This is a genomic window from Ectopseudomonas oleovorans, assembly GCF_029845265.1.
GTDB classification, from domain to species: domain Bacteria; phylum Pseudomonadota; class Gammaproteobacteria; order Pseudomonadales; family Pseudomonadaceae; genus Aquipseudomonas; species Aquipseudomonas oleovorans.
In genome coordinates this window covers 20,537-44,149 of record NZ_JAOCLK010000027.1, presented here as the reverse complement: position 1 = coordinate 44,149, position 23,613 = coordinate 20,537, and the positions used below count along the sequence as shown (strand labels likewise).

General features: G+C 63.7%; 21 protein-coding genes. 12 read left to right on the top strand and 9 right to left on the bottom strand.

Translation table 11 applies throughout. The features are described 5' to 3' along the window. Positions 1 to 33: 33 nt before the first annotated feature. Positions 34 to 2,484, top strand: coding sequence for a TonB-dependent siderophore receptor (locus tag N5J71_RS14595; RefSeq protein ID WP_279917136.1), 2,451 nt, complete (start codon positions 34 to 36; stop codon positions 2,482 to 2,484). 191 nt (positions 2,485 to 2,675) lie between these two features. Here N5J71_RS14595 and N5J71_RS14590 read toward each other — a convergent pair whose 3' ends face one another. After that, the gene (locus N5J71_RS14590) at positions 2,676 to 3,323 is read right to left on the bottom strand and encodes a hypothetical protein (RefSeq protein ID WP_003461036.1); all 648 of its coding nucleotides are present in this window, start codon (positions 3,321 to 3,323) and stop codon (positions 2,676 to 2,678) included. Between the two features lie 143 nt (positions 3,324 to 3,466). On the opposite strand from N5J71_RS14590, the gene N5J71_RS14585 reads away from it, so the two are divergent. Further along, positions 3,467 to 4,078: a LysE family translocator gene (locus tag N5J71_RS14585; RefSeq protein ID WP_039964706.1), complete on the top strand. Its 612-nt coding sequence runs from the start codon at positions 3,467 to 3,469 to the stop codon at positions 4,076 to 4,078. Further along, on the top strand, positions 4,078 to 5,268 hold the full coding sequence (locus N5J71_RS14580; RefSeq protein WP_084341162.1) for a benzoate/H(+) symporter BenE family transporter: 1,191 nt from the start codon (positions 4,078 to 4,080) through the stop codon (positions 5,266 to 5,268). The genes N5J71_RS14585 and N5J71_RS14580 overlap by 1 nt, the downstream gene beginning before the upstream one ends. A gap of 87 nt (positions 5,269 to 5,355) precedes the next feature. Here the strand turns inward: N5J71_RS14580 and N5J71_RS14575 are convergent, their stop codons facing one another. The 5 genes from N5J71_RS14575 to N5J71_RS14555 all read right to left on the bottom strand — a co-directional run bounded on the left by N5J71_RS14575 (position 5,356) and on the right by N5J71_RS14555 (position 10,771). Then, on the bottom strand, positions 5,356 to 6,252 hold the full coding sequence (locus N5J71_RS14575; protein WP_003461028.1) for a bile acid:sodium symporter family protein: 897 nt from the start codon (positions 6,250 to 6,252) through the stop codon (positions 5,356 to 5,358). Between the two features lie 379 nt (positions 6,253 to 6,631). Then, positions 6,632 to 7,393 carry an SDR family oxidoreductase gene (locus N5J71_RS14570; protein WP_074859562.1) on the bottom strand — a complete coding sequence of 254 codons (762 nt, stop codon included), beginning with the start codon at positions 7,391 to 7,393 and terminating at the stop codon, positions 6,632 to 6,634. 218 nt (positions 7,394 to 7,611) lie between these two features. Continuing rightward, on the bottom strand, positions 7,612 to 8,313 hold the full coding sequence (gene pyrF / locus N5J71_RS14565) for an orotidine-5'-phosphate decarboxylase (RefSeq protein WP_279917135.1): 702 nt from the start codon (positions 8,311 to 8,313) through the stop codon (positions 7,612 to 7,614). 239 nt (positions 8,314 to 8,552) lie between these two features. Further along, positions 8,553 to 9,470 carry a response regulator gene (locus tag N5J71_RS14560; protein WP_104726975.1) on the bottom strand — a complete coding sequence of 306 codons (918 nt, stop codon included), beginning with the start codon at positions 9,468 to 9,470 and terminating at the stop codon, positions 8,553 to 8,555. Beyond that, positions 9,467 to 10,771 carry a sensor histidine kinase gene (locus N5J71_RS14555; protein WP_481787214.1) on the bottom strand — a complete coding sequence of 435 codons (1,305 nt, stop codon included), beginning with the start codon at positions 10,769 to 10,771 and terminating at the stop codon, positions 9,467 to 9,469. The genes N5J71_RS14560 and N5J71_RS14555 overlap by 4 nt, the downstream gene beginning before the upstream one ends. 232 nt (positions 10,772 to 11,003) lie before the next feature. Between N5J71_RS14555 and N5J71_RS14550 the strand changes: the two genes are divergently transcribed. The 4 genes from N5J71_RS14550 (at position 11,004) to N5J71_RS14535 (ending at position 14,425) form a co-directional block, all read left to right on the top strand. Next, a complete protein-coding gene (locus tag N5J71_RS14550) occupies positions 11,004 to 12,398 on the top strand; it encodes an ethanolamine ammonia-lyase subunit EutB (protein ID WP_279917134.1) in 1,395 nt (464 codons plus the stop codon). Continuing rightward, the gene (eutC, locus tag N5J71_RS14545; RefSeq protein ID WP_075747099.1) at positions 12,398 to 13,162 is read left to right on the top strand and encodes an ethanolamine ammonia-lyase subunit EutC; all 765 of its coding nucleotides are present in this window, start codon (positions 12,398 to 12,400) and stop codon (positions 13,160 to 13,162) included. The genes N5J71_RS14550 and eutC overlap by 1 nt, the downstream gene beginning before the upstream one ends. A gap of 55 nt (positions 13,163 to 13,217) precedes the next feature. Then, a complete protein-coding gene (locus tag N5J71_RS14540; RefSeq protein ID WP_003461005.1) occupies positions 13,218 to 13,391 on the top strand; it encodes a DUF2897 family protein in 174 nt (57 codons plus the stop codon). Positions 13,392 to 13,666: 275 nt separating this feature from the next. Beyond that, positions 13,667 to 14,425 (top strand): CPBP family intramembrane glutamic endopeptidase, encoded by a 759-nt coding sequence (locus N5J71_RS14535; RefSeq protein WP_279917141.1) that lies wholly within the window; start codon positions 13,667 to 13,669, stop codon positions 14,423 to 14,425. Here N5J71_RS14535 and N5J71_RS14530 read toward each other — a convergent pair. From N5J71_RS14530 to N5J71_RS14520, 3 genes are all read right to left on the bottom strand, one after another. Next, positions 14,376 to 15,194 (bottom strand): substrate-binding periplasmic protein, encoded by an 819-nt coding sequence (locus tag N5J71_RS14530; RefSeq protein ID WP_003461003.1) that lies wholly within the window; start codon positions 15,192 to 15,194, stop codon positions 14,376 to 14,378. The two genes, N5J71_RS14535 and N5J71_RS14530, sit on opposite strands and share 50 nt — an antisense overlap. A 76-nt stretch (positions 15,195 to 15,270) precedes the next feature. Further along, entirely contained in the window at positions 15,271 to 16,080 is an 810-nt protein-coding gene (locus N5J71_RS14525; RefSeq protein WP_003461001.1) for a substrate-binding periplasmic protein, read from the bottom strand. 71 nt (positions 16,081 to 16,151) lie between these two features. Beyond that, the gene (locus tag N5J71_RS14520) at positions 16,152 to 16,775 is read right to left on the bottom strand and encodes a TetR/AcrR family transcriptional regulator (protein ID WP_021489915.1); all 624 of its coding nucleotides are present in this window, start codon (positions 16,773 to 16,775) and stop codon (positions 16,152 to 16,154) included. Positions 16,776 to 16,996: 221 nt separating this feature from the next. On the opposite strand from N5J71_RS14520, the gene N5J71_RS14515 reads away from it, so the two are divergent. From N5J71_RS14515 to atuE, 5 genes are all read left to right on the top strand, one after another. Beyond that, on the top strand, positions 16,997 to 18,784 hold the full coding sequence (locus N5J71_RS14515) for an acyclic terpene utilization AtuA family protein (RefSeq protein ID WP_279917133.1): 1,788 nt from the start codon (positions 16,997 to 16,999) through the stop codon (positions 18,782 to 18,784). A gap of 91 nt (positions 18,785 to 18,875) precedes the next feature. Next, positions 18,876 to 19,745 carry an SDR family oxidoreductase gene (locus tag N5J71_RS14510; RefSeq protein WP_074859575.1) on the top strand — a complete coding sequence of 290 codons (870 nt, stop codon included), beginning with the start codon at positions 18,876 to 18,878 and terminating at the stop codon, positions 19,743 to 19,745. A gap of 4 nt (positions 19,746 to 19,749) precedes the next feature. Beyond that, complete coding sequence (gene atuC, locus N5J71_RS14505; RefSeq protein ID WP_279870975.1) at positions 19,750 to 21,366, top strand: geranyl-CoA carboxylase subunit beta; 1,617 nt, start codon at positions 19,750 to 19,752, stop codon at positions 21,364 to 21,366. 81 nt (positions 21,367 to 21,447) lie between these two features. Further along, positions 21,448 to 22,608: a citronellyl-CoA dehydrogenase gene (gene atuD / locus N5J71_RS14500; RefSeq protein WP_279917132.1), complete on the top strand. Its 1,161-nt coding sequence runs from the start codon at positions 21,448 to 21,450 to the stop codon at positions 22,606 to 22,608. Between the two features lie 55 nt (positions 22,609 to 22,663). After that, positions 22,664 to 23,461, top strand: coding sequence for an isohexenylglutaconyl-CoA hydratase (gene atuE, locus N5J71_RS14495; RefSeq protein WP_279917131.1), 798 nt, complete (start codon positions 22,664 to 22,666; stop codon positions 23,459 to 23,461). Positions 23,462 to 23,613 lie beyond the last annotated feature (152 nt).

Sequence of the window (23,613 nt, the reverse complement as noted above, 5' to 3'; positions counted from 1 at the left end):
TTGAGATACATTAACTCTTAGGAGACGTTCGCAATGTCCTTCCGCCCTGCCCCGTTCCGCCACACGCTGCTGGCCCTGACCATTGCCTTTGCCGGCCATACCGGGCTGGCCCACGCTGAGGTTTACCAACTGCCCGCCGGCCCTCTGGCGACCACGCTCAACCAGATCGCCAGCCAGGCCGGCGTGACCCTGAGCATCGACCCGGCCCTGACCGCGGGCAAGAACTCGGCACCGGTCAACGGCGACTACGAAGCCATCGAAGCCCTCAATCAGGCGCTGCGTGGCACCGGCCTGCAGCTGCAAGGCGGCAATGGCGGCGCCTACAGCCTGGCCCCCGCCGCAGAAGCGGCAATGGCACTGCCGGACGTCACCGTGACCGCCAGCGAACAAGCCGCCGAGACCGCCTGGGGCCCAACCCGTGGTTACCTGGCCAACCGCACCGCGACCGGCACCAAGACCGACACGCCGCTGCTGGAAACCCCACGCTCGATCTCCGTCGCCACCCGCGAGCAGATGCAGGACCGCAAGGTGCAGAACCTCGATGACGCCGTGCGCTACATGCCGGGTGTCATCGCCAGCAGCTACGGCAGCGACAGCCGCGCCGACTGGATGAAGATCCGCGGTTTCGAACCGATCCAGATGCTCGACGGCCTGCCACTGCCCAAGGGCAGCTACGCCATGGCCAAGCTGGAAACCTGGAACCTGGAGCGCGTCGCCGTGCTGCGCGGCCCGGCCTCGGCAGTGTATGGCCAGACCCCGCCCGGCGGCCTGGTGGATGCCGTCAGCCGCCGTCCGCAGGCCGAAAGCAGCCATGAAGTGCAGGTGCAAGTCGGTAACTACAACCACAAGCAGATCAGCTTCGACAGCACCGGCAGGATCGACGATGAAGGTCGCTTTCTCTACCGTTTCAGCGGTACCGGGCGTGACAGTGGCACCGTTATCGAGCATATGGACGACCAGCGTTTCAACCTGGCGCCCAGCCTGACCTGGAATATTGCCGACGACAGCAAACTGACCTTCCTCGGCCAGTTCAACCGTGACGATACCGGCGGCACCAGCCAGTTCCTGCCACTGCAAGGCACCAAATTGAGCCCCCCAGCCGGCAAGGTCGACTACCACAAGAACCTTGGCGACCCTGACTGGGAGTTCTACGACAAGACCTTCTATGCACTGGGTTATGCCTTCGAGCACCGCATCAACGATACCTGGCAGTTCAATCAGAATCTGCGCTACAGCAAGCTAGAACTGGATAACCAGATCATCACGGCCGGTGGTACAGCATTCTCTGTAGCGCCCGACGGCACAGTTGATCGTGGCGCTAATATCTATGATGAAAACATCAGCCACTTCGCCGTGGACAACAACTTCCAGGCCGATTTCAACACCGGTGCAATCGGGCACACCCTGCTGCTGGGCCTCGACTACCTACGAGTGAATACTGATTACCGCTGGCAGTTCGGTGGTTCCTACCTTTATGACAATAACTGGAACATCATTGGAATCAACGTTCCTCCGAGCAACATTAACAACCCACGCTACGGCCAAGACTTCAGTGGCGTTACCTATAGCGATCTCCAGAACTACAGCCAGAAACGCAGAAACACCGGCCTCTATCTGCAAGACCAGATGGCACTCGACGCCTGGCGCCTGACCCTGGGCGGCCGATGGGACCGTCTGGACACCGATTCGGTGTTCCACAACGCCAACGATGCCAAGGACAGCCGTCGCGACAGCCAGTTCAGCGGCAATGCGGCGCTGAGCTACGTGTTCGACTCCGGTTTCACGCCCTATGTGTCCTACGCTGAATCCTTCCAGGCCGAAGCGGGCGGCAACGGCGGCGCGGCGTTCAAACCCAGCACCGGCAAGCAGTACGAACTGGGTATCAAGTATCAACCGCCGGGTAGCGACATGCTGTTCACCGCCGCTGTCTATGACCTCACGCGGCAGAACATCGTGACCACCAACATCGCCGGCGCCACCGAGCCGGTCAGCGAGGTAGAAGTCCGCGGCCTGGAGCTGGAAGCCACCGGCAATATCACCGAGAACCTCAGCCTGACCGCCTCCTACAGCTACACCAACAGCAAGATGACCGAGGTCGGTGACACGCGCGACAAGAACCGCGCCCTGCCACTGATCCCCGAGCATCAGGCGTCGATCTGGGCCGACTATGACTGGAGTCAGGGTGTGCTGGCGGGCTTCGGCGTCGGCTTTGGCGCCCGCTTCGTCGGTTCCACCGACAACATCTCTGTCGGTAGCATGGGCTTCGTACGTGATCCTTCCGACGGCCACAGCAGCGCCTATACCGTCTACGACGCGGCAGTGCGCTACGATCTTGGCCAGATCGACGCCAGCCTGCGTGGCGCCAGCGTATCGCTCAACGCCAACAACCTGTTCGACAAGGAATACCTGGCCACCTGCGATGGTTTCTACTGCTACGCCGGCGACCCACGCCGAGTCACGGCCAGCCTCGACTACAAATGGTGACCACCCGAAGGGCTAATGCCTGTCAGTCAATCGTAGAAAAATGACTGTGTAGGAGCCAGCTTGCTGGCGATCAAGCGTCTCGGCGAGCACCAGCCTCACAGAGGCAAAGCATCGCCGGCAAGCCGGCTCCTACAGGTCTGTAGCGCTGCCCGCGCGGTGATGACCAGGCGGCTCTTGCCGTTTGGACGCAGTCACTGCGCAACCCCCTGCAACTCGGCAGCGCCCTTGAAGAACACCAGCATCAGCGCCACGCCGGCCCCAAGCAACGGCAGCAACGCCACCAGCATCAACAGCACGCTGGCCAACATCAGTCCGCCGACGATATCGAGCCAGGCCATCACTTTCAGCGCCGGATAGGGACTTTGCAGCTTGAGCAACCGTATCCCCAGCCAGGTGGTGCATATGCCCATAAGACACAACAGCGCCACATAGCCGATGGTCTGCCAGTCCAATCCGGCGAACAGTTGGTCACCGAAAAGCATGTCCACTGCCTCCAGCAGCAGCGTCACCGCAAGCAGCAACCAGATCGGTACGCTGAGGTTGCGCGCAAAAAAACGGGCTTCGGCAAAGGCTTTGAAGCGCAGCAGCAGGTAGCAGCCGAGTAACGCCAGCGCCAGGCTAAGCCAGCCGGTGTAGGTAAACAGCAGTTCAGCTTCATCCGCCTCCAGCAGGCCCCCGGCAAATGCAAGCCCGACCACCAGCGCGTTGGCTACCACCGAGACCAGCGCCAGCCAGCCCAGCACCTGCAGTTGCCTGGCGCTCCAACCTGGCAACGACTGTACGCCCGCGCTGTCGAGCAACTCCACCTGCGGCGCACTGTAGGGATTGTCTGGTTGCATCGCCTTTATCCTTGTTCGGCAAAAAGCCGAGGCTAACCATCCAGGCAGCGCTTGGCCAGACTGTACGGTTCAACCCAGCGGTGGCTGTACCGCGACGCCACGGCAGCCGCGCAATAGGCTTTGCCAGTCACCGGAGAACGATCATGTCCACCGAACTGCTGCTCGCCTTCATCGCCTTCGCTTTCGTCACCTCGGTGACGCCCGGCCCCAACAATATGATGTTGCTCGCCTCCGGGGTGAACTTCGGCGTGCGCCGCAGCATTCCGCACATGCTCGGCATCAGCCTGGGCTTCATGCTGCTGGTGGCTGCCGTGGGCCTGGGCCTAGGCCAGGTGTTCCAACGTCTGCCGGTGCTGCATGACGTACTGCGCTATGTCGGCGCCGCGTATCTGCTTTATCTCGCGTGGAAGATCGCCCAGTCCGGCGCGCCGCAAAGCCGTGAGAATCCCGAGGCCAAGCCGTTTACCTTTCTCCAGGCGGCTGCTTTCCAGTGGGTAAACCCCAAGGCGTGGATCATGGCCATCGGCGCTATCACTACCTATACGCCGCAGGATGGCTTCTTCAGCAACGTGCTGTTGATCGCCGCCCTTTTTGCCCTGGTCAACTGCCCCAGCGTGGGATTGTGGACCGTCGCCGGCAGTATGCTGCGCAAGTGGTTGGACAACCCGCGCGCGCTGCGCGCCTTCAATATCGGCATGGCGCTGCTGCTGGTCGCCTCGCTCTACCCCATCATCGTCGACACTGGAATGTTCTGATGCAAGACGCCGCCCCCACTCGTCTGCGCCCACTGGCGGACACCTCCACCTCGGCCGTGGTCGCTGGCTTCATCGCCATGCTCACCGGCTACACCAGCTCCCTGGTGCTGATGTTCCAGGCCGGCCAGGCTGCCGGCCTCACTGCAGGGCAGATTTCCTCGTGGATCTGGGCGCTGTCGATCGGCATGGCGCTGTGCTGCATCGTGCTCTCGCTGCGTTATCGCGCGCCGGTGATGATCGCCTGGTCCACCCCTGGCGCTGCGCTGCTGATCACCAGTCTGCCGCAGGTCTCCTATGGCGAGGCTATTGGCGCCTACATCCTGGCCTCAGGGCTGATCGTGCTGATCGGCCTGACCGGCACCTTCGACCGTCTGATACGGCGCATCCCCGCCTCCATCGCCGCCGCGCTGCTGGCCGGTGTGCTGTTCAAGATCGGCCTGGAAATATGCGTGGCAGCCGAGCAACAGCCCTTTCTGGTGATCGCCATGCTGCTTGCCTACCTGCTCGGCAAGCGCCTGTGGCCGCGTTACTCGGTGCTGTCTGCGCTGATCGTCGGCAGCGTGCTGGCAGCGGTCTTAGGCCTGCTGGACTTCAGCGATTTCCAGTTGCAACTGGCCACGCCTGAATGGACCACACCCAGCTTCTCGCTGGCCGCCGCCATCAGCATCGGCATCCCACTGTTCATCGTCGCCATGGCCTCGCAGAACCTGACGGGCATGGCGGTGCTGCGCGCCAATGGCTATGACGTACCAGCCTCGCCGCTGCTGACCAGTACCGGCCTGGTGTCGATCCTGATGGCGCCGTTCGGCAGTCACGGCATTCACATGGCCGCCATCAGCGCCGCCATCTGCGCCGGGCCGGAAGCCCATGAAGACCCGCGCAAGCGCTACACGGCGGCGGTCTGGTGCGGAGTGTTCTACGCCATCGCCGGCATCTTCGGCGCCACCCTGGCCTCGCTGTTCGCGGCGCTGCCAGCGGCGTTGATCCTGTCCATCGCCGCGCTGGCACTGTTCGCCTCGATCATCGGCGGCCTGACCCAGGCCATGAGCGAGCCCAACGAGCGCGAAGCGGCGCTGATCACCTTTCTGGTCACCGCCTCGGGCATGACCCTGGCGGGCGTCGGTTCAGCGTTCTGGGGTATCGTCGCTGGCCTGCTGACCCTGGCCGTGCTGAACTGGGGCAAGCGCTAACTCCGATGCAATCCGGGCTACGAGCGGTAGGGTGCGCCGTGCGCACCACTGGATAACAGCGTGTTCAAGCGGTGCGCATGGCGCACCCTACTGTTCAGCCACCGTTTCGTGAGCCAGCTCGGCGCCATGCACACGGTTGACCCACAGGCCGAACAGCGCTGCGGTGATGAACATGATCAGACTGTAGATGGCTGCCGGAATGGCCATGGTCGGGTTGTTCAGCAGCGCCGGGCTCAGCGCCAGGGCGATGGCCAGGGTGCCGTTGTGGATGCCGATCTCCATGGCGATGGCGATGGCCTGACGCAGATTGAGCTTGAGCAGCCTGGGCACGCAGTAGCCCACCGCCATGCTCAGCAGGTTGAAGGCCAGCGCCGCGCCGCCCACCGCAGGCGCGTAATCGACAAAGGTGCGCCAGTCCTTGGCCACCGCCAGCAGGATGATCAGCAGCAGGAACAGCGCCGAGATGATCTTAACCGGCTTCTGCATGCGCTCGGCAAAGCCCGGAAAACGACTGCGCAGCCACATGCCGATGGCCACCGGACCAAGAACGATCGCGAATACCTGCACCACCTTGGCGAACTGCAGCGGGATAGCCTGATCGGCGGACATGAAGTAGGCCAGCGACAGGTTGACGATCAGCGGCATGGTCAGAATCGCGATCACCGAATTGACCGCGGTGAGGGTGATGTTCAACGCCACGTCGCCATGGGCCAGGTGGCTGTAGAGGTTGGCCGTAGTTCCGCCCGGCGAGGCTGCCAGCAGCATCAGGCCTACGGCCAGCGCCGGCGCCAGGCCGAACGCTTTGGCCAGGAAGAAGCACGCCAGCGGCAGCAACAGCAGTTGGCAAGCCAGACCGATCAATACCGGTTTGGGAAATTTGGCCACGCGGGCGAAATCGCCCAGGCTCAGTGACAGGCCAAGCCCGAGCATGATGATGCCCAGCGCAGCGGGAAGGAAAAACGTCAGCAAGGGATCGGCGGTCATTATTGTTATCGCTCCAGTTGAACCTGGCAGGATTGTGCTGAGTCAGGGCCACTGCTGGCAGTGGCCCTGCGAGCCAACCTTAGCCAACGTGCAGACGACCGGGCTAGGGTCTGTTGCCGTTTCGCGCACGGCCGCGACGGAGCCAGTTTTTGCGTGGGGCTAGGCGCGAGACGCGAAGTTTGGTCGCCCAAATGAGCCGTCGAGTAACGACGTACCACGCAAAAACTGGCCCGTCCCTTCGGGTTGCGCGGCAAATTGCGCCATGCGTCGTTGCGGGATTTGGCAAGGGAACGACCATTACCTGCATCCCGCGCCTCGCGTGGCGCAATTTGGCGCAGCAACGCGGCTCGCGTCGAAACGGCAACAGACCCTAGAGCCTTTATATTGCTGTGGCCCCGCCATCCACGGCCAATGCCTGACCCGTGGTGAATGCCGCGTGGTCGCTGCACAGATAGAGCACGGCAGCCGCGATCTCCTCGACCTTGCCGATGCGCCCGACCGGGTGCATGGCGGCGGCGAACTCCGCCTTCTTCGGATCCGCCTCATAGGCGCGGCGGAACATGTCGGTGTCGATCACCGCCGGGCAAACCGCGTTTACCCGCACCTTCTTCTTGGCGTACTCGATCGCCGCCGATTTGGTCAGGCCGATCACCGCATGCTTGGAGGCAGCGTAGATGCTCATCTTCGGTGCGGCACCCAGCCCGGCCACCGAGGCGGTGTTGACGATGGCACCACCGCCCTGGGCCAGCAGCAAGGGGATCTGGTGCTTCATACACAGCCACACACCCTTGACGTTGACGCCCATGATGGCGTCGAACTCGGCTTCGCTACCGTCGGCCAACTTGCCCTGTTCGATCTCGATACCGGCGTTGTTGAAGGCATAGTCCAGGCGGCCGTACTGCGCCACGGTGGCGTCCATCAGCGCCTTGACTTCGGCATCGCGGGTCACGTCGCAACGCACGAAGCAGGCCTCGCCGCCGGCCGCACGAATCAGCTCGACAGTGCCCTCGCCACCGGCCACGTCGACATCGGAAACCACCACCTTGAGCCCTTCGGCAGCGAAGGCCTGGGCGGTGGCACGGCCAATACCGGCTGCAGCACCGGTGACCAGGGCGACCTGGCCGGAGAACGTCATGCTCATGTCTGCTTCCTCGCAGCGATTCTTGTTGAATTGGCGAGGAGTCTAGCCAGGCGGCCGCACGCAGAGCAGCACTATCAGACTCTGGAGTGGTGGGTCATGCAGGGCGCTGATGACGACTCCACCAGCGCGGTGCCGCGATCAGCGGGTAGCCCGGGTGAAATCAGGGACAGATCGGACGGCATGCCAGACCGCCCCGGATTTCATCCGGGCTACAGGGCTCAGGCGCGCAGCTCGGCTACTACGGCAGCCAGCGCCTGCGCCGGATCGGCAGCCTGGCTGATCGGGCGGCCGATCACCAGATAATCGGAGCCGGCCTCCAGTGCCTGGCGTGGGGTGAGAATGCGCTTCTGGTCATCGGCACTGCTGCCGGCGGGACGAATACCCGGGGTCACCAGTTGCAGGCGCGGCTGCGCGACCTTCAGCGCCTGCGCTTCCTGCGCCGAGCAGACCAGGCCATCGAGCCCGGCATCGGCAGCCAGACCGGCCAGGCGCAGTACCTGCTCCTGTGGCGGTACGTCCAGGCCGATGCCGGCCAGATCCTGCTGCTCCATGCTGGTCAGCACCGTTACGCCGATCAGCAGCGGCTTGGCGCCTGCCAGCTTGTCCAGCTCGTTACGACAGGCCGCCATCATGCGCAGGCCGCCAGAGCAATGCACATTGACCATCCACACGCCCAGTTCCGCAGCGGCCTTGACCGCCATCGCCGTGGTGTTGGGGATGTCGTGGAATTTCAGATCGAGAAACAGCTCGAAACCCTTGGCCTGCAACGCCTCGACCACTTGTGGGCCGCTACGGGTGAACAGCTCCTTGCCGACCTTGACCCGACACAGCGCCGGATCGAGCTGATCGGCCAGCGCCAGAGCAGCATCACGGCAGGGAAAGTCGAGGGCGACGATGATCGGGGTTTGGCAGACAGGCATGGGCGGGTCTCGAACAGGATAAAAACGCCGCGCATTGTAGCGCAAAGCATCCGATCACTGGTCGCGGCCGAAATCCCTGTCCAGGGCAATCGCGCTATGCGTTCGAGGACCCGAGGATGCTGCATCGGTAGGGCGGGTGAAACCCGCCAATAGCCTCTGGCGGGTTTCACCCGCCCTACGAATCTGGCATTGCCCCGTAGGAGCGGCTTCAGCCGCGAAAGCTCATGGTAGCCAAACGGTCAGGCTATCAGCCGTTCACGCAGACGCCCAAGCATGCCCATCAGGCTACCCACCTTCTCCTGCTCACGCTCGTCACGCGGCACCTCGGCCAGGCGAGTGACCACCTGCTGCGGCTGCGCGCGCCAGATCAGCGCCTGCTCGGCAGCGGCCTTGAGGCCCTTCTCGAACAGCCCACGGCGAATCGGCTTGGGCAGGTAGCGGAAGATCTGCGCCTCATTGACCAGGCGCAGCAACGCCTGGGTGTCCTGAAACGGCGTGACCACCAGGCTGAGCAGACGCGGGTGCGCTTGCGCCAGGGTCTTGAGCAACGGCGCGGTGTCTTCGCCGGCCAGCTTGAGGTCACTGACCAGAATGTCCACGCCTTCGTTGTTGAGTTGCAGCATGGCCTCGGCCAGATTGCGCGCACGCAGCAGGCGGTGCCCGCCTGCGACGCAGAACTCGCCAACGACGCTGAGCGTGTCCGGCTCATCGTCGAGCGACAGCAGCGTCAGCGGCGCGCTCAGCTTCTCACTGGCAACAGCCTGCAAAGGCTGCGCCTGGCGCACCGCCAGCTCTGCCGCCTGACGCAGGGTGAAGGCCATTTCCTGCTGGTCCCAGGGTTTGGTCAAGTAGCGGAAGATGCCGCCGTTGTTCAACGCCTCCACCGCGGCATCCAGATCGGAATAGCCAGTCAGCAGGATGCGCAGGGTATTCGGCGCGATCTCGCGCGCTTCGGCCAGCAGCTGCGCGCCGCTCATCTGCGGCATGCGCTGGTCACTGACCAGCACGTGAATGTGCTCCTCACGCAGGCGCTGCAGGGCACGCAACGGGTCGCTCTCGGTCAGCACCTCGTAGTGGCGGCGAAACTGCAGGGCGAGACTGCGCAGAATGCGCTCCTCGTCATCGACGAAGAGAATGCGAACGGGTGCGGACATCAGGCGCTCCTTTTAATGGCGACAGTAGCGGGCAGCGGCAGGCTGATCAGAAAACGCGTGCCACGCCCTGGCTCGGAGGCGACGCGAATGCGGCCGCCGTGGTCCTGGACGATCTTGTAGCTGATGGACAACCCGAGGCCGGTGCCCTGGCCGACCGGCTTGGTGGTGAAGAAAGGATCGAAGATCTTCGCCATGACTTCCGGCGGCATGCCACGGCCGTTGTCCTGCAGCGAGACATGGATGCCCTCGGCATCGGCCCAGCTGCGAATCTGAATACGCCCGCTGCCATCGATGGCCTGGGCAGCGTTGGTCAAAAGGTTGAGCAACACCTGGTTGATCTGCGAGGGCGCGCAGGCGATACGCGGCAGCTCGCCTAGCTGCTGCACCACTTCGGCCTTGTCCTTGATGTGGTTGCGCGCGATCAGCAGCGCGCTGCGGATGCAGTCATTGAGGTCGACCTCCTCGCTCATGGCGCGGTCGAGACGGGCGAAATCCTTCAGGCCCACCACCAGTTCGGCGATCTGTTCCAGGCCATACAGGGTGTCGCCATACAGCTGCTGCAGATCCTCGGCCAGTAGCTCCGGCGCAGCCTGCTGGCGAGCCTGTTCGGCGGCCTGCAGGGCCTGGCTCAGGCTCGCCTCGTCGCAGTCGGGGTCGTTCAGGCACTGGCCCAGGCGCGCCTGGGCTGCGGCGAGTTCGAACAGTGGCTCACTCAATTCACGCAGCAGCTGCACGTTGTTTTTCACGTAGCCCAGCGGCGTGTTCAACTCGTGGGCAACGCCGGCGACCATCTGCCCGAGCGACGCCATCTTCTCCGATTGCAGCAACTGCGCCTGGGACTCCTTGAGGTCCACCAGCGCCTGGCGCAGCACGCGATTGCGCTGGGCGACGCGCGCTTCCATGGCCTTGAGCAGATCCAGCACCGTACCCAGACCGCAGTATTCGCCCTGGGCATCGATCAGGACGAAGTCCTCGGTGATCGGGTATTGCAGCTGGGCGGTGACCTGCTTGGAAGCCTCTTCCAGACTGGCTTCCAGGCTGACGATCAGCGGCGCGTCGTTCATCACCTCGCCAACCGGATGACGACCGCGCAGGTCGCGCCCGAAGCGCTGCATGAAGATGTCCTGCAGGGTGGCGCGACTGACCAGGCCGAGTGGCCGGTTGTTCTCGTCCACCACCGGCAGGGAAAGAAAGGCGCGGTGTTCAGCCGCCAGAAACAGATCGGCGACCTCGTTGATGCTCATCGACGCAGCGAGCGGCTTCACGGCTCGCATCAGCGATTGCAGCGCTCTGGCTTGGGTCACGAACGGCCTCCCCTGCTATCGGAAAGCCGTCATTCAAACAGCGCCAAGTTGCCATCATGTGACAGACATCACGCTGCCGGCGCGCCACCCTGGTGCGCCAGCCCTATTCCCCGCACCATTTTTCAGCTCCTGAGATAGCCGGCCAGCTTCTACGGAGCGCAAATCTCGGGCGGCCGGCCCTCTGGCATGAGCACTGCACGGCAAGCACATCCTTTTGCAGCAGGTTGCAGCCATGCCCTATCAAACCACCATCGGCAGCCTGGTCTACCGCTTCGCCGACCTCAAGACGCTGTTGGCCAAGGCCAGCCCGGCGCGTTCCGGCGATTACCTGGCAGGGCTGGCCGCCGCTACCTACGAAGAGCGCATGGCGGCCAAGCTGGCCCTGGCCGAGGTGCCGCTGGGGCGCTTTCTCGACGAGGCACTGATTCCCTACGAACAGGACGAAGTCACCCGCCTGATCATCGACCGCCACGATGCCACTGCATTTGCCCCGATCAGCCACCTCACGGTCGGCGACCTGCGCGACTGGCTGCTGCTGGAGAAGACCGACAGCGCGCGCCTGGCGGCCGTAGCCGCCGGGCTGACGCCGGAGATGGTTGCCGCCGTGAGCAAGCTGATGCGCAATCAGGACCTGATTCTGGTGGCGCGCAAATGCCAGGTGATCAGCCGCTTTCGCAACACCCTGGGCCTGCCCGGTCACCTGGCCGTGCGCCTGCAGCCCAACCACCCCACCGACAACGTGCGCGGCATCGCCGCCAGCATGCTCGACGGCCTGCTGTATGGCTCCGGCGACGCGACGGTCGGCATCAATCCGGCCAGCGATTCGCTGCCGACCCTGATGCGCCTGTGGCAGATGATGGACGAGGTGCGCCAGCACTTCGAAATCCCCATGCAGAGCTGCGTGCTCACCCACGTCACCACGCAGATCCAGGCCATCGAGGCCGGCGCGCCGATCGACCTGGTATTCCAGTCCATCGCCGGCACCGAAGCCACCAACGCCGGCTTCGGTGTATCCCTGGCAATCCTGCGCGAAGCCCACGAAGCCGCGCTGTCGCTCGGTCGCGGCACCCTCGGCGATAACGTCATGTACTTCGAAACCGGCCAGGGCAGCGCGCTGTCGGCCGGCGGCCACCATGGCGTCGACCAGCAGACCTGCGAGGCGCGCGCCTATGCCGTGGCCCGCGAATTCCGCCCGCTGCTGGTCAATACCGTGGTCGGTTTCATCGGCCCGGAATACCTCTACGACGGCAAGCAGATCATCCGCGCCGGCCTGGAAGACCACTTCTGCGCCAAGCTGCTCGGCCTGCCGATGGGCTGCGACGTCTGCTACACCAACCACGCAGAAGCCGATCAGGACGACATGGACAGCCTGCTCACCCTGCTCGGCGCAGCCGGTATCAACTTCATCATGGGCATCCCGGGCGCCGACGACATCATGCTCAACTACCAGAGCACCTCGTTCCACGATGCGCTGTACCTGCGCAGCGTGCTGGGCCTGAAACGCGCCCCGGAATTCGACGCCTGGCTGGCGCGCATGGCCATTACCGAGCCGAGCGGCCGCCTGCGCGAGATCGGCCGTGGCCACCACCTGCTCAAGCAACTGCCGCATATCTCGGGAGCCGCGTGATGGCCAATGATCTGATTCAGCAAAATCCCTGGGACGAACTGCGCGCACATACCTCGGCACGCATAGCACTCGGCCGCGTCGGCTGCAGCCTGCCCACCCGCGAGGTGCTCAAGTTCGGCCTGGCCCATGCCCAGGCGCGCGATGCCGTGCATCGTCCGCTGGACTTCGGCGAACTCAAGCATCAGTTGCATACGGCAGGCTTTCGTACCCTGAAAGTACGCAGCAACGCCGACGACCGGCAAACCTACCTGCTGCGCCCGGATCACGGCCGACACCTGCACGGCGACTGCCGTGTGCAGCTGCAACACGAACTGCCGGCACCGGAAATCGCCATCGTGCTGGCCGATGGCTTGTCGGCCGTCGCCGTGCAGCGCCATGCCCTGCCGCTGTTGCAAGCTTTTCGCGAACGCTTTGACACCGACTGGGCCAACACCCCGGTGGTGCTTGCCGAACAGGGCCGCGTGGCGATTGGCGACGGCATCGGCGAAGCGCTGCGTGCACGCCTGGTGATCGTGATGATCGGCGAGCGCCCTGGTCTGACCTCGCCGGACAGCCTCGGCCTGTATCTGACCTACGCGCCGCGGGTGGGCTGCCGGGACAGCGCGCGCAACTGCATCTCCAACGTACGTCCCGAGGGGCTGCCTTACCAGCTGGCAGCACACAGACTCGACTACCTGGCGCGCCAGGCGCTGCGCCTGCAACTGAGTGGCGTGCAGCTCAAGGACGACAGCAACCTGCAGCCGGTGGCGCTACAGGCCGACTGACAAGACCCGGCACGCGGGTTATGGTGATAACTCTATTGCCCCATGAGGAGTCATCATGCCCTGGTACGTCTGGCTGCTACTGGTTCTGGTGTTTGGCTCAGTGATCGGTAGCCTGCTGGTGCTGCGCAGCAGTGCCAAGAAAATGCCCCTGAGCGAAGATCAGCTCGAACGCATGCGTAAACGCGCCATCGAGCAGGAAGCCAAGGACGCGCGCGAGCGTCAGCGCTAAACGCACTCGTCCTGTCAGGTAACGCCAAGACTGCCCGCAACGCAGCCTGCTAGCAGGTTGTTGAAAAACGTAGGCGAGGCAGCTAATGCAATACCGATGGCGGCCCCGCAAAACAGGCGAGGAACGGTCGGAGTCGCGCTCGACTTTACGAGTTGTAAATGAGCATTCCGACCGGGCTGGCGCTCCAGCCTGTTTTTAACGCAGCAATAGCAACGCAGGTAGTTTTTCGACTGCCTGCTAGACTGCGCGCCTTCTCCAGGAGAGGTGCCATGCCCCTGCATCTGCATCTGCGCTTGCTGCTCCCCGCTCTGATCCTGGCCCTGGGCACCGGCCTGGGTTTCATCCAACCCGTCGGCCTGCTGCTGGGCAGCGTATTCGTCATCGTCCTGCTGGCCGGACGATCGCATCTGCCAAGCTGGCTATGGCTACCTCTGATTCTGCTTGGCGCAATCGCCCTGGCGGCGCACCTCCTACCCGGTTTCAGCCCTTGGCAACTGTGGCAGCCACGTCTCATCAGTGCTGATGCGGCGCCCTATGGCCTGCGCCTGTCCTGGGACAAACTGCTGCTGGGCAGCGCCCTGCTCGCCTGGTGGCTGGGGCAGCCACGCAGACCCGTGCTTTCGCTGAAAAATGCCTGGCTGACGTGCATCGCCACCCTGCTGCTGGTGCCGCTGCTGGCCATGGCACTGGGCCTGGTCGCCTGGCAACCCAAATGGCCGCAGGGTCTGCTGTTGTGGCTGGCGGTCAATCTCTGCGTGGCGGTGCTGGCGGAGGAATTGCTCTTTCGCGGCCTGCTACAGACCGCCCTGATCAAGCGCCTGGGCATCTGGCCCGGCTTGCTGTTGACGGCCGGCTTGTTCGGCGCGGCCCATCTGCCTTTCAGCGCGCTATTTGCCGTGGTGGCGACCTGCGCTGGCCTCGGTTATGGCCTGGCCTTTCACTACAGCGGCCGCCTGAGCCTGGCCATCGCGCTGCACACAGCGGTCAATCTGCTGCATATTCTGTTGCTGAGCTATCCGTTACGTCTTGCATGACGGCAATGCGGTAAGGCGAGAAGATGCGCTGCAACTCGCCCTTCTCCCGCAACTGCTCGAGCAAGGCAGCGAAGCGTTCGGGAGTTATCGGCGCGCCGGCACGAATCATCGCATGATGACGATAGATCTGATCGACACGCTCGGAGATCAGTAACTGGCGTGCATAATCGCGATTGCGCTCAAGGAAGTCATAGAGATTGGAGCGAGAGACCAATGCGACATCGGCGCGCCCGCGTATCACCATCAGCAGGTTGCTGTCGTGGGAGTGACCGAGGTTGGCATTGAAGGTGCTGGTCAGGAACTCCGGATCGCTGTTGAACTGGGCAAATCCGTAGTGATAACCGCGATAAAGCGCCAGGCGCTTGCCTTCGAGCTGTTCGAAGTAACTCTGGTCGCGCAGCGCCTCGTTCCTGGCGACGAACAACTCAGCATCTTCCAGCCTCATATCGACAGCTTCAGCGTCGATGTCCTGCCATCCCCATTGCGGATTCTCGAAAATCGCCATGTCGATACGCCCGCGCTGCAGGTCACTGAAACGACGCACGATGGCGGTGGGCAACATGGTGAAGTGGTATTCGCTCTGCTCTCGGTTGAGCGCTTCGAGCAGTTGCGGTAGCAAGCCACTCGAGTCGTGCAGGTTGGACTTGATCACATAGGGGGGGAAGTGCGCGCCACCGACCTTGACCACGTCGGCCGCATAGAGAGAATCCACTAGCAAGAGACACAAGGCACCCAAACATCCATGAACCCTGCACCGCGCATGCCGCATCTCGAGTCCCCAAAAAATTCCTTCTCTCAGTGTGCTGCACACTACTCCAGTCTCTCCTGACCGACCAGATGGATTTTCACCGCACTGACACTTTGTTGCCCAATGTCAGACGATAGCGCCCAAGTAGCTTCGATAGTTCTCCACTGGCCTGCAGCCGGTTCAACAACTCGGCAACTTCAGCCGGGCTCAGCGGCCCCTTGGGCCGCAGCAGCACCTGATGGTGACAGAGTTGATCCAGCCGATCGGAAACCAGCAACTCGGGCAGCATTTCCGGATGCCGATCCAGAAACAGCTCCAGGTACGAGCGCGTCACCACGGCGATATCGACGCGCCGCGCCAGCAGCATGCGCAGGTTGCTATCGTGGGAATAGGTCAACAGCGCATTGAACGCGCGTGCGAGATAATCAGGGTCGGCATCGAAACTGGCAAAACCATAGTGATAGCCGTTGTAGAGCGCCATGCGCTTGTCGTTGAAATCCTCGAAATAGTCTTGCCCACGCCCCGGCTCCGCCGCGGCGACATAGACTTCCGCATCATCGATATCCAGCCCCAAGACCAGGTATGACGTGCCCTGCCAACCCCAGCGAGTGGACTCGAAGAACATCAGATCGAAGCGTCCGCTCTCGAGGTCGCGGTAACGGCGGGTTGCCGAGGTCGGCACCAGAACGAAACGGTATTGCTGCTGCGCCGCATTGAGCGCGCGCAACAACTCGGGCACCAAACCTTGCGGATAAGGTGATTCGGGTTTGTCCAGGTATGGCGGGAAGTGATAACCACCGACACGCACCTCCTGCAGGGCAAGGGCAGCAGGTACATGCAACAGCGCAAGACAGCACAACAGGCAAAAGGCTAGTGCGCGCAAACTCGACCTCTCGTCACGGATCACAATGCGGGAACACCCCAGCGTCCGTGTTCGAGCCGAAAACCGGCAGTTGCTCCTATCCTAGCCGAATTCGCTCAGGCTTCCTTACACACCAATGACAACGCTTCTTCGGCCAGCTGATCCAGCGTCATTGGTCCCTGCGAGCGGAACCAGGTATTGGTCCAGCTCAGCGCACCGGTGAGAAAACGCCGCTGAATGAACGGGTCGCCCTTGAAGTATCCGGCCTCGCGCGCCTCGCCCAGTACCGCCAGCCAGATCTGCTCGTAGGTATCACGCAAGGCCAGTACCTGCGCCTGGCCCTCCTCCGAAAGGGAACGCCATTCGTAGACCAGAACCGCCATGGCCTCGCCGGTACCACCCATGATCGACTGCAGCTCGCAGCGGATCAGCGCCAGCAGCCGCTCGCGGGTGCCCTGCGCCTCGGCCAGTGCAGCGCGCATCAGGGCGGTGTTGTAGACGATGGTTTCCTCCATCACCGAACGCAGGATCTCTTCCTTGCTCTTGAAGTGGTGAAAGATGCTGCCGGACTGAATACCGATGGCGGCAGCCAGATCGCGCACCGTCGTGCGCTCGTAACCCTTGCTGCGAAACAGGTGCGCGGCCATCTGCAACAGCTTGCCACGGGCACTGTCCGGATCGGTTACCTGGCCGCTGGCGACCAGCTCCTGCATCACGGCCTGGGCTCTGTGTTCGTCCACGCTGACTTCTCCCCTGATTGCCTTGCACGGCGATTGTTCTGATGAATTCTCTATGCTGCCGGCAAGTGCTTGTCTTGCTTGATGAAATGTATGCGGCAGGCGCTGACCAAGCAAGCGCTTGGGCGCTTTTTTGGCCGAATTGCCGTCTCTCGCCACTTTTCAACCAAGCGCTTGCTTGGTAATGTCGACTCACCTTCTCAATGTGTGACGGGCCAATTCCAATGAACAAAACCGTACGCATCGGCTGCGCTTCCGCCTTCTGGGGCGATACCTCCACCGCTGCCGCTCAACTGGTTCAGGGTGCCGAACTGGATTATCTGGTGTTCGACTACCTGGCCGAGATCACCATGTCGATCATGGCCGGCGCCCGCATGAAGAAGCCGGATGACGGCTACGCCCGCGACTTCGTCGAGGTACTCGCGCCTCTGCTCGGCGAACTGGCAGCGAAGAAAACCCGCGTCATCAGCAACGCCGGCGGGGTAAACCCGATGGCCTGCGCTGCGGCCCTGAGCGCAGCCTGCGAGCAGGCCGGGGTGAACCTGAAGATCGCCGTGCTGCACGGCGACAACCTGCAACCCAAGCTCGGCGAGCTGGTCAAGGCCGGCACTCGCGAGATGTTCACGGGCGCCGCGCTGCCGCCCTTCTGCGTGTCGGTCAACGCCTACCTCGGCGCACCGGGCATCGTCGCCGCTCTGGAACAGGGCGCCGACATTGTCATCACTGGCCGCGTGGTCGACAGCGCGGTGGTCAGCGCCGCCCTGGTGCACGAATTCGGCTGGGCCTGGAGCGACTACGACAAGCTGGCCCAGGCCGCGCTGGCCGGGCACATCATCGAGTGCGGCGCGCAGTGCACCGGTGGCAATTTCACCGACTGGCGCGACGTGCCGGACTACGAGCACATCGGCTTTCCCATCGTCGAAGTCGAGGACGATGGCCGTTTCGTCGTGACCAAGCCGGATGGTTCCGGCGGCTTGGTCACGCCTTTTACCGTTGGCGAGCAGATGCTCTACGAGATCGGCGATCCGCGCGCCTACCTGCTGCCGGATGTGGTCTGCGATTTCACCCAGGTCGCGCTGAGCCAGGTCGGCGACAACCGCGTGCAGCTGCAGGGCGCACGCGGCCTGCCGCCCACCGGGCAATACAAGGTCAGCGCCACCCACCCGGACGGTTTTCGCTGCACCGCCAGCTGCGTGCTCGCCGGTATCGATGCCGTGGCCAAGGCCGAGCGGGTCAGCCAGGCGATCATCAACAAGACCGAAGAGATGTTCGCCGAACGTGGCTGGGGCCGTTACCAGGAGGTCAGCGTCGAGCTGCTGGGTAGCGAGGCCACCTATGGTGCCCACGCTCGGCGCCAGGACAGCCGCGAGCTGGTGATGAAGATCGCCGTGCGTCATGCCAAGAAGGAGGCGCTGATCCTCTTCTCCCGCGAGATCGCCCAGGCTGCCACCGGCATGGCGCCGGGCCTGACCGGCATCGTCGGCGGCCGCCCCACCGTCTACCCGGTGATCCGCCTGTTCAGCTTCCTGGTGGACAAGAGTGCCTGCGCCCTGAACGTCGAAATCGACGGCGAGCGCCAGCCGGTCGCCCTGCCCCAGGTCGATGCCTTCGACCCCGGGCGACTGCACGCACCGGCCGCCCTGCCCGTACCGATGGGTGAAGCCGACACTGCCGTGCCGCTGATCCGCCTGGCCGTGGCGCGCTCCGGCGACAAGGGCAATCACAGCAACATCGGCGTGATGGCGCGAAAACCCGAATACCTGGCGTGGATAGCCGCGACGCTGACGCCCGAAGCCGTGGCCAAGTGGATGGCGCATACCCTGGACGCCGAGCAGGGCCGCGTCAGCCGCTGGTACCTGCCGGGCAGCCACAGCCTCAACTTCCTGCTGGAAAACGCGCTGGGCGGTGGCGGCGTGGCCAGCCTGCGCATCGACCCGCAAGGCAAGGCCTTCGCCCAGCAGTTGCTGGAATTCCCGGTGCCGGTGCCCAAGGCGCTGGCCGACAGCCTGTAGGAGCGGGCTTGCTCGCGATCAACAACGCAAAAGCATCGCCAGCAAGCTGGCCCCTACATAAACCGATGCAGGTGCAACAAGGAAAACAACAATGGCATACGACTCGGTATTCAAACCTGGCCTGTTCGCTGACCAGACCATCCTGGTCACCGGCGGTGGCAGTGGCATTGGCCGCTGCGTGGCCCACGAGCTGGCCCATCTGGGCGCCCATGTGGTGCTGGTCGGGCGCAAGCAGGAAAAGCTGGAGAAGACCTGCGCCGAGATCACCGAGGACGGCGGCAGCGCCAGCTTCCAGGTTTGCGACATCCGTGACGAAGAAGCCGTGAAGGCCATGGTCGGCGCAGTGGTCAAGGAACGCGGGTGCATCCACCAGCTTGTGAACAATGCTGGCGGCCAGTTCCCCGCGCCGCTGATTGGCATCAACCAGAAAGGCTTCGAGACCGTGGTGCGCACCAATCTGGTGGGCGGCTTTCTGGTGGCCAAGGAAGTCTTCCTGCAGAGCATGAGCAAGCACGGCGGCAGCATCGTCAACATGCTCGCCGATATGTGGGGCGGCATGCCTGGCATGGGCCATTCGGGGGCGGCGCGGGCCGGCATGGAGAACTTCACCAAGACCGCCGCCTACGAGTGGGGCCACGCCGGTGTGCGGGTCAACGCCGTGGCGCCGGGCTGGATCGCCTCCAGCGGCATGGACACCTACCCCGAGTCGATGAAGAACATGATCCGCAACCTCAAGGATCACGTGCCGCTGCAGCGCATCGGCAGCGAGTCCGAGGTGGCCGCGGCCATCGTCTTCCTGCTCAGCCCTGGCGCCAACTTCATCAGCGGCAACACCATCCGTATCGACGGTGCCGCCAGCCAGGGCACCCGCGCCTGGACGCTGGGCAAGGCGAAATACAGCGATTCCTACAACGGTTTCCACCGGGCCTACCTGCCCGACGTACTGAAAGATCAGGAGTAAGGCGATGCCCGTGATCCAATCGGAAATCGATGTCCATGGCGAAGCCTTCGCGCAGAACCGTGAAGCCATGCTGGCAGCCATCGCGACCTTCCGCGACGTCGAACAAAAGGTGCTCGACAAGGCCCAGGAAGCCAAGGCCAAGTTCGAGAAGCGCGGCCAATTGCTGCCGCGCGAACGCATCAACCTGCTGCTCGATGCCGGCGCGCCCTTTCTAGAGCTGTCCTCGCTGGCCGGCTACAAGCTGCACGACGACAAGGACGGCAGCCAGGCCGGCGGTGGCCTGATCGCCGGTATCGGCTACATCGCTGGCGTGCGCTGCCTGGTGATCGCCAACAACAGCGCGATCAAGGGCGGCACCATCTCCCCCACTGGCCTGAAAAAATCGCTGCGCCTGCAGCAGATCGCCTTCGAGAACAAGCTGCCGGTGGTGACCCTGGCCGAGAGCGGCGGCGCCAACCTCAACTACGCCGCCGACATCTTCGTCGAGGGCGCGCGCGGCTTCGCCAACCAGGCGCGCATGTCCGCCATGGGCCTGCCGCAGGTCACCGTGGTGCATGGCTCCAGCACTGCTGGCGGAGCTTACCAGCCGGGCCTGTCGGACTACGTGGTGGTGGTGCGCGGCAAGGCCAAGATGTTCCTCGCCGGCCCGCCCCTGCTCAAGGCCGCCACCGGCGAGATCGCCACCGACGAGCAACTCGGCGGCGCCGAGATGCACGCCCAGGTCGCCGGCACCGCCGAGTACCTGGCCGAGAACGACGCCGACGGCGTACGCCTGGCGCGCGAGATCCTTGGCATGCTGCCGTGGAACCAACAACTGCCCGCTCGTGAGAAACGTACCTGGCGCGAACCGCTGTACCCGGCCGAGGAGCTGCTCGGCTTGGTGCCGGCCGACGCCAAGAAGCCCTACGACGTGCGCGAGATCATCGCGCGCATCGCTGACGGCTCGGAGCTCCTCGACTTCAAGAACGAGTTCGACAGCCAGACCGTCTGCGGCCACCTGCAGATCGAAGGCCAGGCCTGCGGCTTCATCGGCAACAACGGCCCGATCACCCCAGAGGGCGCGGCCAAGGCGGCGCAATTCATCCAGCTGTGCGAGCAAAGCAACACGCCGATCCTGTTCTTCCACAACACCACCGGCTTTATGGTCGGCACGGAGTCCGAGCAAAACGGCGTGATCAAGCACGGCTCGAAGATGATTCAGGCCGTGGCCAACGCCACCGTGCCCAAGCTCACCATCGTCGTCGGCGGCTCTTACGGCGCCGGCAACTACGCCATGTGCGGTCGTGGCCTCGACCCTCGCTTCATCTTCGCCTGGCCCAACAGCCGCACCGCCGTGATGGGCGGCGCCCAGGCTGGCAAGGTGCTACGCATCGTCACCGAGGACAAGCACGCCAAGGAAGGCAAGGAAGCCGATCCGAAAATGCTCGACATGCTCGAGCAAGTCACTGCGCAGAAGCTCGATAGCCAGTCCACCGCGCTGTACGGCACCGCCAGCCTGTGGGACGACGGCCTGATCGACCCACGCGATACCCGCAAACTGCTGGGTTTCTTGCTGGACATCTGCGCCGAAGCCAACCTGCGACCGTTGAAGAAAAGCAGCTTCGGCGTCGCGAGATTTTAAACGTAGGGCGGGTGAAACCCGCCAAGCATGTGGCGGGTTTCACCCGCCCTACAGACCCATTCGATACGGAGCACAACAACAATGATCTTCACCCAAGAACACGAAGAACTCCGCCGCACCGTTCGCAACTTCGTCGACAAGGAAATCAACCCGCACGTCGATGAGTGGGAAAAGGAAGGCCGTTTCCCCATCCACGACATCTTCAAGAAGGCCGGCGAGCTGGGCCTGCTGGGCATCTCCAAACCGGAGAAATTCGGCGGCATGGGCCTGGACTACAGCTACTCCATCGTCGCCGCTGAAGAGTTCGGCACCATCCATTGCGGCGGCATCCCGATGTCCATCGGCGTACAAACCGACATGTGCACCCCGGCCCTGGCCCGCTTCGGCTCCGACGAGCTGCGCGAAGAATTCCTGCGCCCGGCCATCACCGGCGAGATGGTCGGCTGCATCGGCGTCTCCGAGGTCGGCGCCGGCTCAGATGTGGCGGGCCTGAAGACCACCGCGCGCAAGGACGGCGACGACTACGTGATCAACGGCAGCAAGATGTGGATCACCAACTCGCCGTCGGCCGACTTCATCTGTCTGCTGGCCAACACCAGTGACGACAAGCCGCACGTCAACAAGTCGCTGATCGTGGTGCCGATGAAGACGCCCGGCATCACCGTAAGCCCGCACCTGGACAAGCTCGGTATGCGCAGCTCCGAGACCGCCCAGGTGTTCTTCGACAACGTGCGTGTGCCGCAGCGCTATCGCATCGGCCAAGAAGGCGCCGGTTTCATGATGCAGATGCTGCAGTTCCAGGAAGAGCGCCTGTTCGGCGCGGCCAACATGATCAAGGGTCTGGAACACTGCGTCGACACCACCATCGACTACTGCAAGCAGCGCCACACCTTCGGCCAGCCGTTGATCGACAACCAGGTCATCCACTTCCGCATGGCCGAGCTGCAAACCGAGATCGAGTGCCTGCGCGCGCTGGTCTACCAGGCCACCGAGCAGTACGTGAAAGGGCGCGACGTGACCAAGCTGGCGTCGATGGCCAAGCTCAAGGCCGGCCGCCTGGGCCGCGAAGTGTCCGACGCCTGCCTGCAGTACTGGGGCGGCATGGGCTTCATGTGGGACAACCCGGTGTCGCGCGCCTACCGCGACGTGCGCCTGGTGAGCATCGGCGGCGGCGCCGACGAAATCATGCTCGGCATCATCTGCAAGCTGATGGGCATCCTGCCAGGGAAAAAGAAAGGCTGACCTGCCACTCATACCGTTGCGGCGGGTTTCACCCGCCCTACACCGAGGCTATGCGATGAATGATCTGCCCCACTGCGAAACCCTGCAGCTGAACTCCGTCGGTGGCGTGCTGCACGTCACCCTCAACCGCCCGGACAGCCGCAACGCCATGAGCCTGGCGATGGTCGGCGAACTGCGCGCCACCCTGCAAGCCGTGCGCCATGATCCGAACGTGCGTGCACTCGTTCTGCGCGGTGCCGCTGGCCACTTCTGCGCCGGCGGCGATATCAAGGACATGGCCGGCGCCCGCGCCAAGGGAGGCGACGCCTACCGTGAGCTGAACCGCGCCTTCGGCGCACTGCTGGAAGAGGCCCAGGCCGCGCCACAGGTGCTGATTGCCGTGCTGGAAGGCGCCGTGCTGGGCGGCGGCTTCGGCCTGGCCTGCGTATCCGATGTGGCCATCGCCACCAGCGGCGCCAAGTTCGGCCTGCCGGAAACTACGCTGGGCATTCTCCCGGCGCAGATCGCTCCCTTCGTCGTGCACCGCATCGGCCTGACCCAGGCGCGCCGCCTGGCCCTGACCGCTGCCCGCTTCGACGGTGCCGAGGCCCTGCGCCTGGGCCTGGTGCATTACTGCGAGGACGGTGACGCCGCCCTGCAACAGCGCCTGGACGAGACCCTGGAACAGATTCGCCAGTGTGCGCCGCAGGCCAACGCCCAGACCAAAGCCCTGCTGCTGGCCAGCGAACGCGAAGCCCTCGGTCCGCTGCTCGACCGCGCCGCCGAACAGTTCGCCGCCGCCGTGACTGGCGCCGAGGGTGTCGAGGGCACCATGGCCTTCGTGCAGAAGCGCAAGCCGAAGTGGGCGCAGTAACCACACCAGCAACGGTAGGAGCGAGCTTGCTCGCGATCAGCTCGAACCAGGATCGCCAGCAAGCTGGCTCCTACAACAAAATCGACAGACCGTAGCCCAATGCAATCCGGAAACGCTCGCCAAAATGATTCCCCGGATTGCATCCGGCTATG

Bases quoted from the DNA above. Each gene is read 5' to 3' on its own strand.
- N5J71_RS14595 (WP_279917136.1), top strand. From the start codon at position 34: ATGTCCTTCCGCCCTGCCCCGTTCCGCCACACGCTGCTGGCCCTGACC.
- N5J71_RS14590 (WP_003461036.1), bottom strand. From the start codon at position 3,323: ATGCAACCAGACAATCCCTACAGTGCGCCGCAGGTGGAGTTGCTCGAC.
- N5J71_RS14585 (WP_039964706.1), top strand. From the start codon at position 3,467: ATGTCCACCGAACTGCTGCTCGCCTTCATCGCCTTCGCTTTCGTCACC.
- N5J71_RS14580 (WP_084341162.1), top strand. From the start codon at position 4,078: ATGCAAGACGCCGCCCCCACTCGTCTGCGCCCACTGGCGGACACCTCC.
- N5J71_RS14575 (WP_003461028.1), bottom strand. From the start codon at position 6,252: ATGACCGCCGATCCCTTGCTGACGTTTTTCCTTCCCGCTGCGCTGGGC.
- N5J71_RS14570 (WP_074859562.1), bottom strand. From the start codon at position 7,393: ATGAGCATGACGTTCTCCGGCCAGGTCGCCCTGGTCACCGGTGCTGCA.
- pyrF (WP_279917135.1), bottom strand. From the start codon at position 8,313: ATGCCTGTCTGCCAAACCCCGATCATCGTCGCCCTCGACTTTCCCTGC.
- N5J71_RS14550 (WP_279917134.1), top strand. From the start codon at position 11,004: ATGCCCTATCAAACCACCATCGGCAGCCTGGTCTACCGCTTCGCCGAC.
- eutC (WP_075747099.1), top strand. From the start codon at position 12,398: ATGGCCAATGATCTGATTCAGCAAAATCCCTGGGACGAACTGCGCGCA.
- N5J71_RS14540 (WP_003461005.1), top strand. From the start codon at position 13,218: ATGCCCTGGTACGTCTGGCTGCTACTGGTTCTGGTGTTTGGCTCAGTG.
- N5J71_RS14530 (WP_003461003.1), bottom strand. From the start codon at position 15,194: ATGCGGCATGCGCGGTGCAGGGTTCATGGATGTTTGGGTGCCTTGTGT.
- N5J71_RS14515 (WP_279917133.1), top strand. From the start codon at position 16,997: ATGAACAAAACCGTACGCATCGGCTGCGCTTCCGCCTTCTGGGGCGAT.
- N5J71_RS14510 (WP_074859575.1), top strand. From the start codon at position 18,876: ATGGCATACGACTCGGTATTCAAACCTGGCCTGTTCGCTGACCAGACC.
- atuC (WP_279870975.1), top strand. From the start codon at position 19,750: ATGCCCGTGATCCAATCGGAAATCGATGTCCATGGCGAAGCCTTCGCG.
- atuD (WP_279917132.1), top strand. From the start codon at position 21,448: ATGATCTTCACCCAAGAACACGAAGAACTCCGCCGCACCGTTCGCAAC.
- atuE (WP_279917131.1), top strand. From the start codon at position 22,664: ATGAATGATCTGCCCCACTGCGAAACCCTGCAGCTGAACTCCGTCGGT.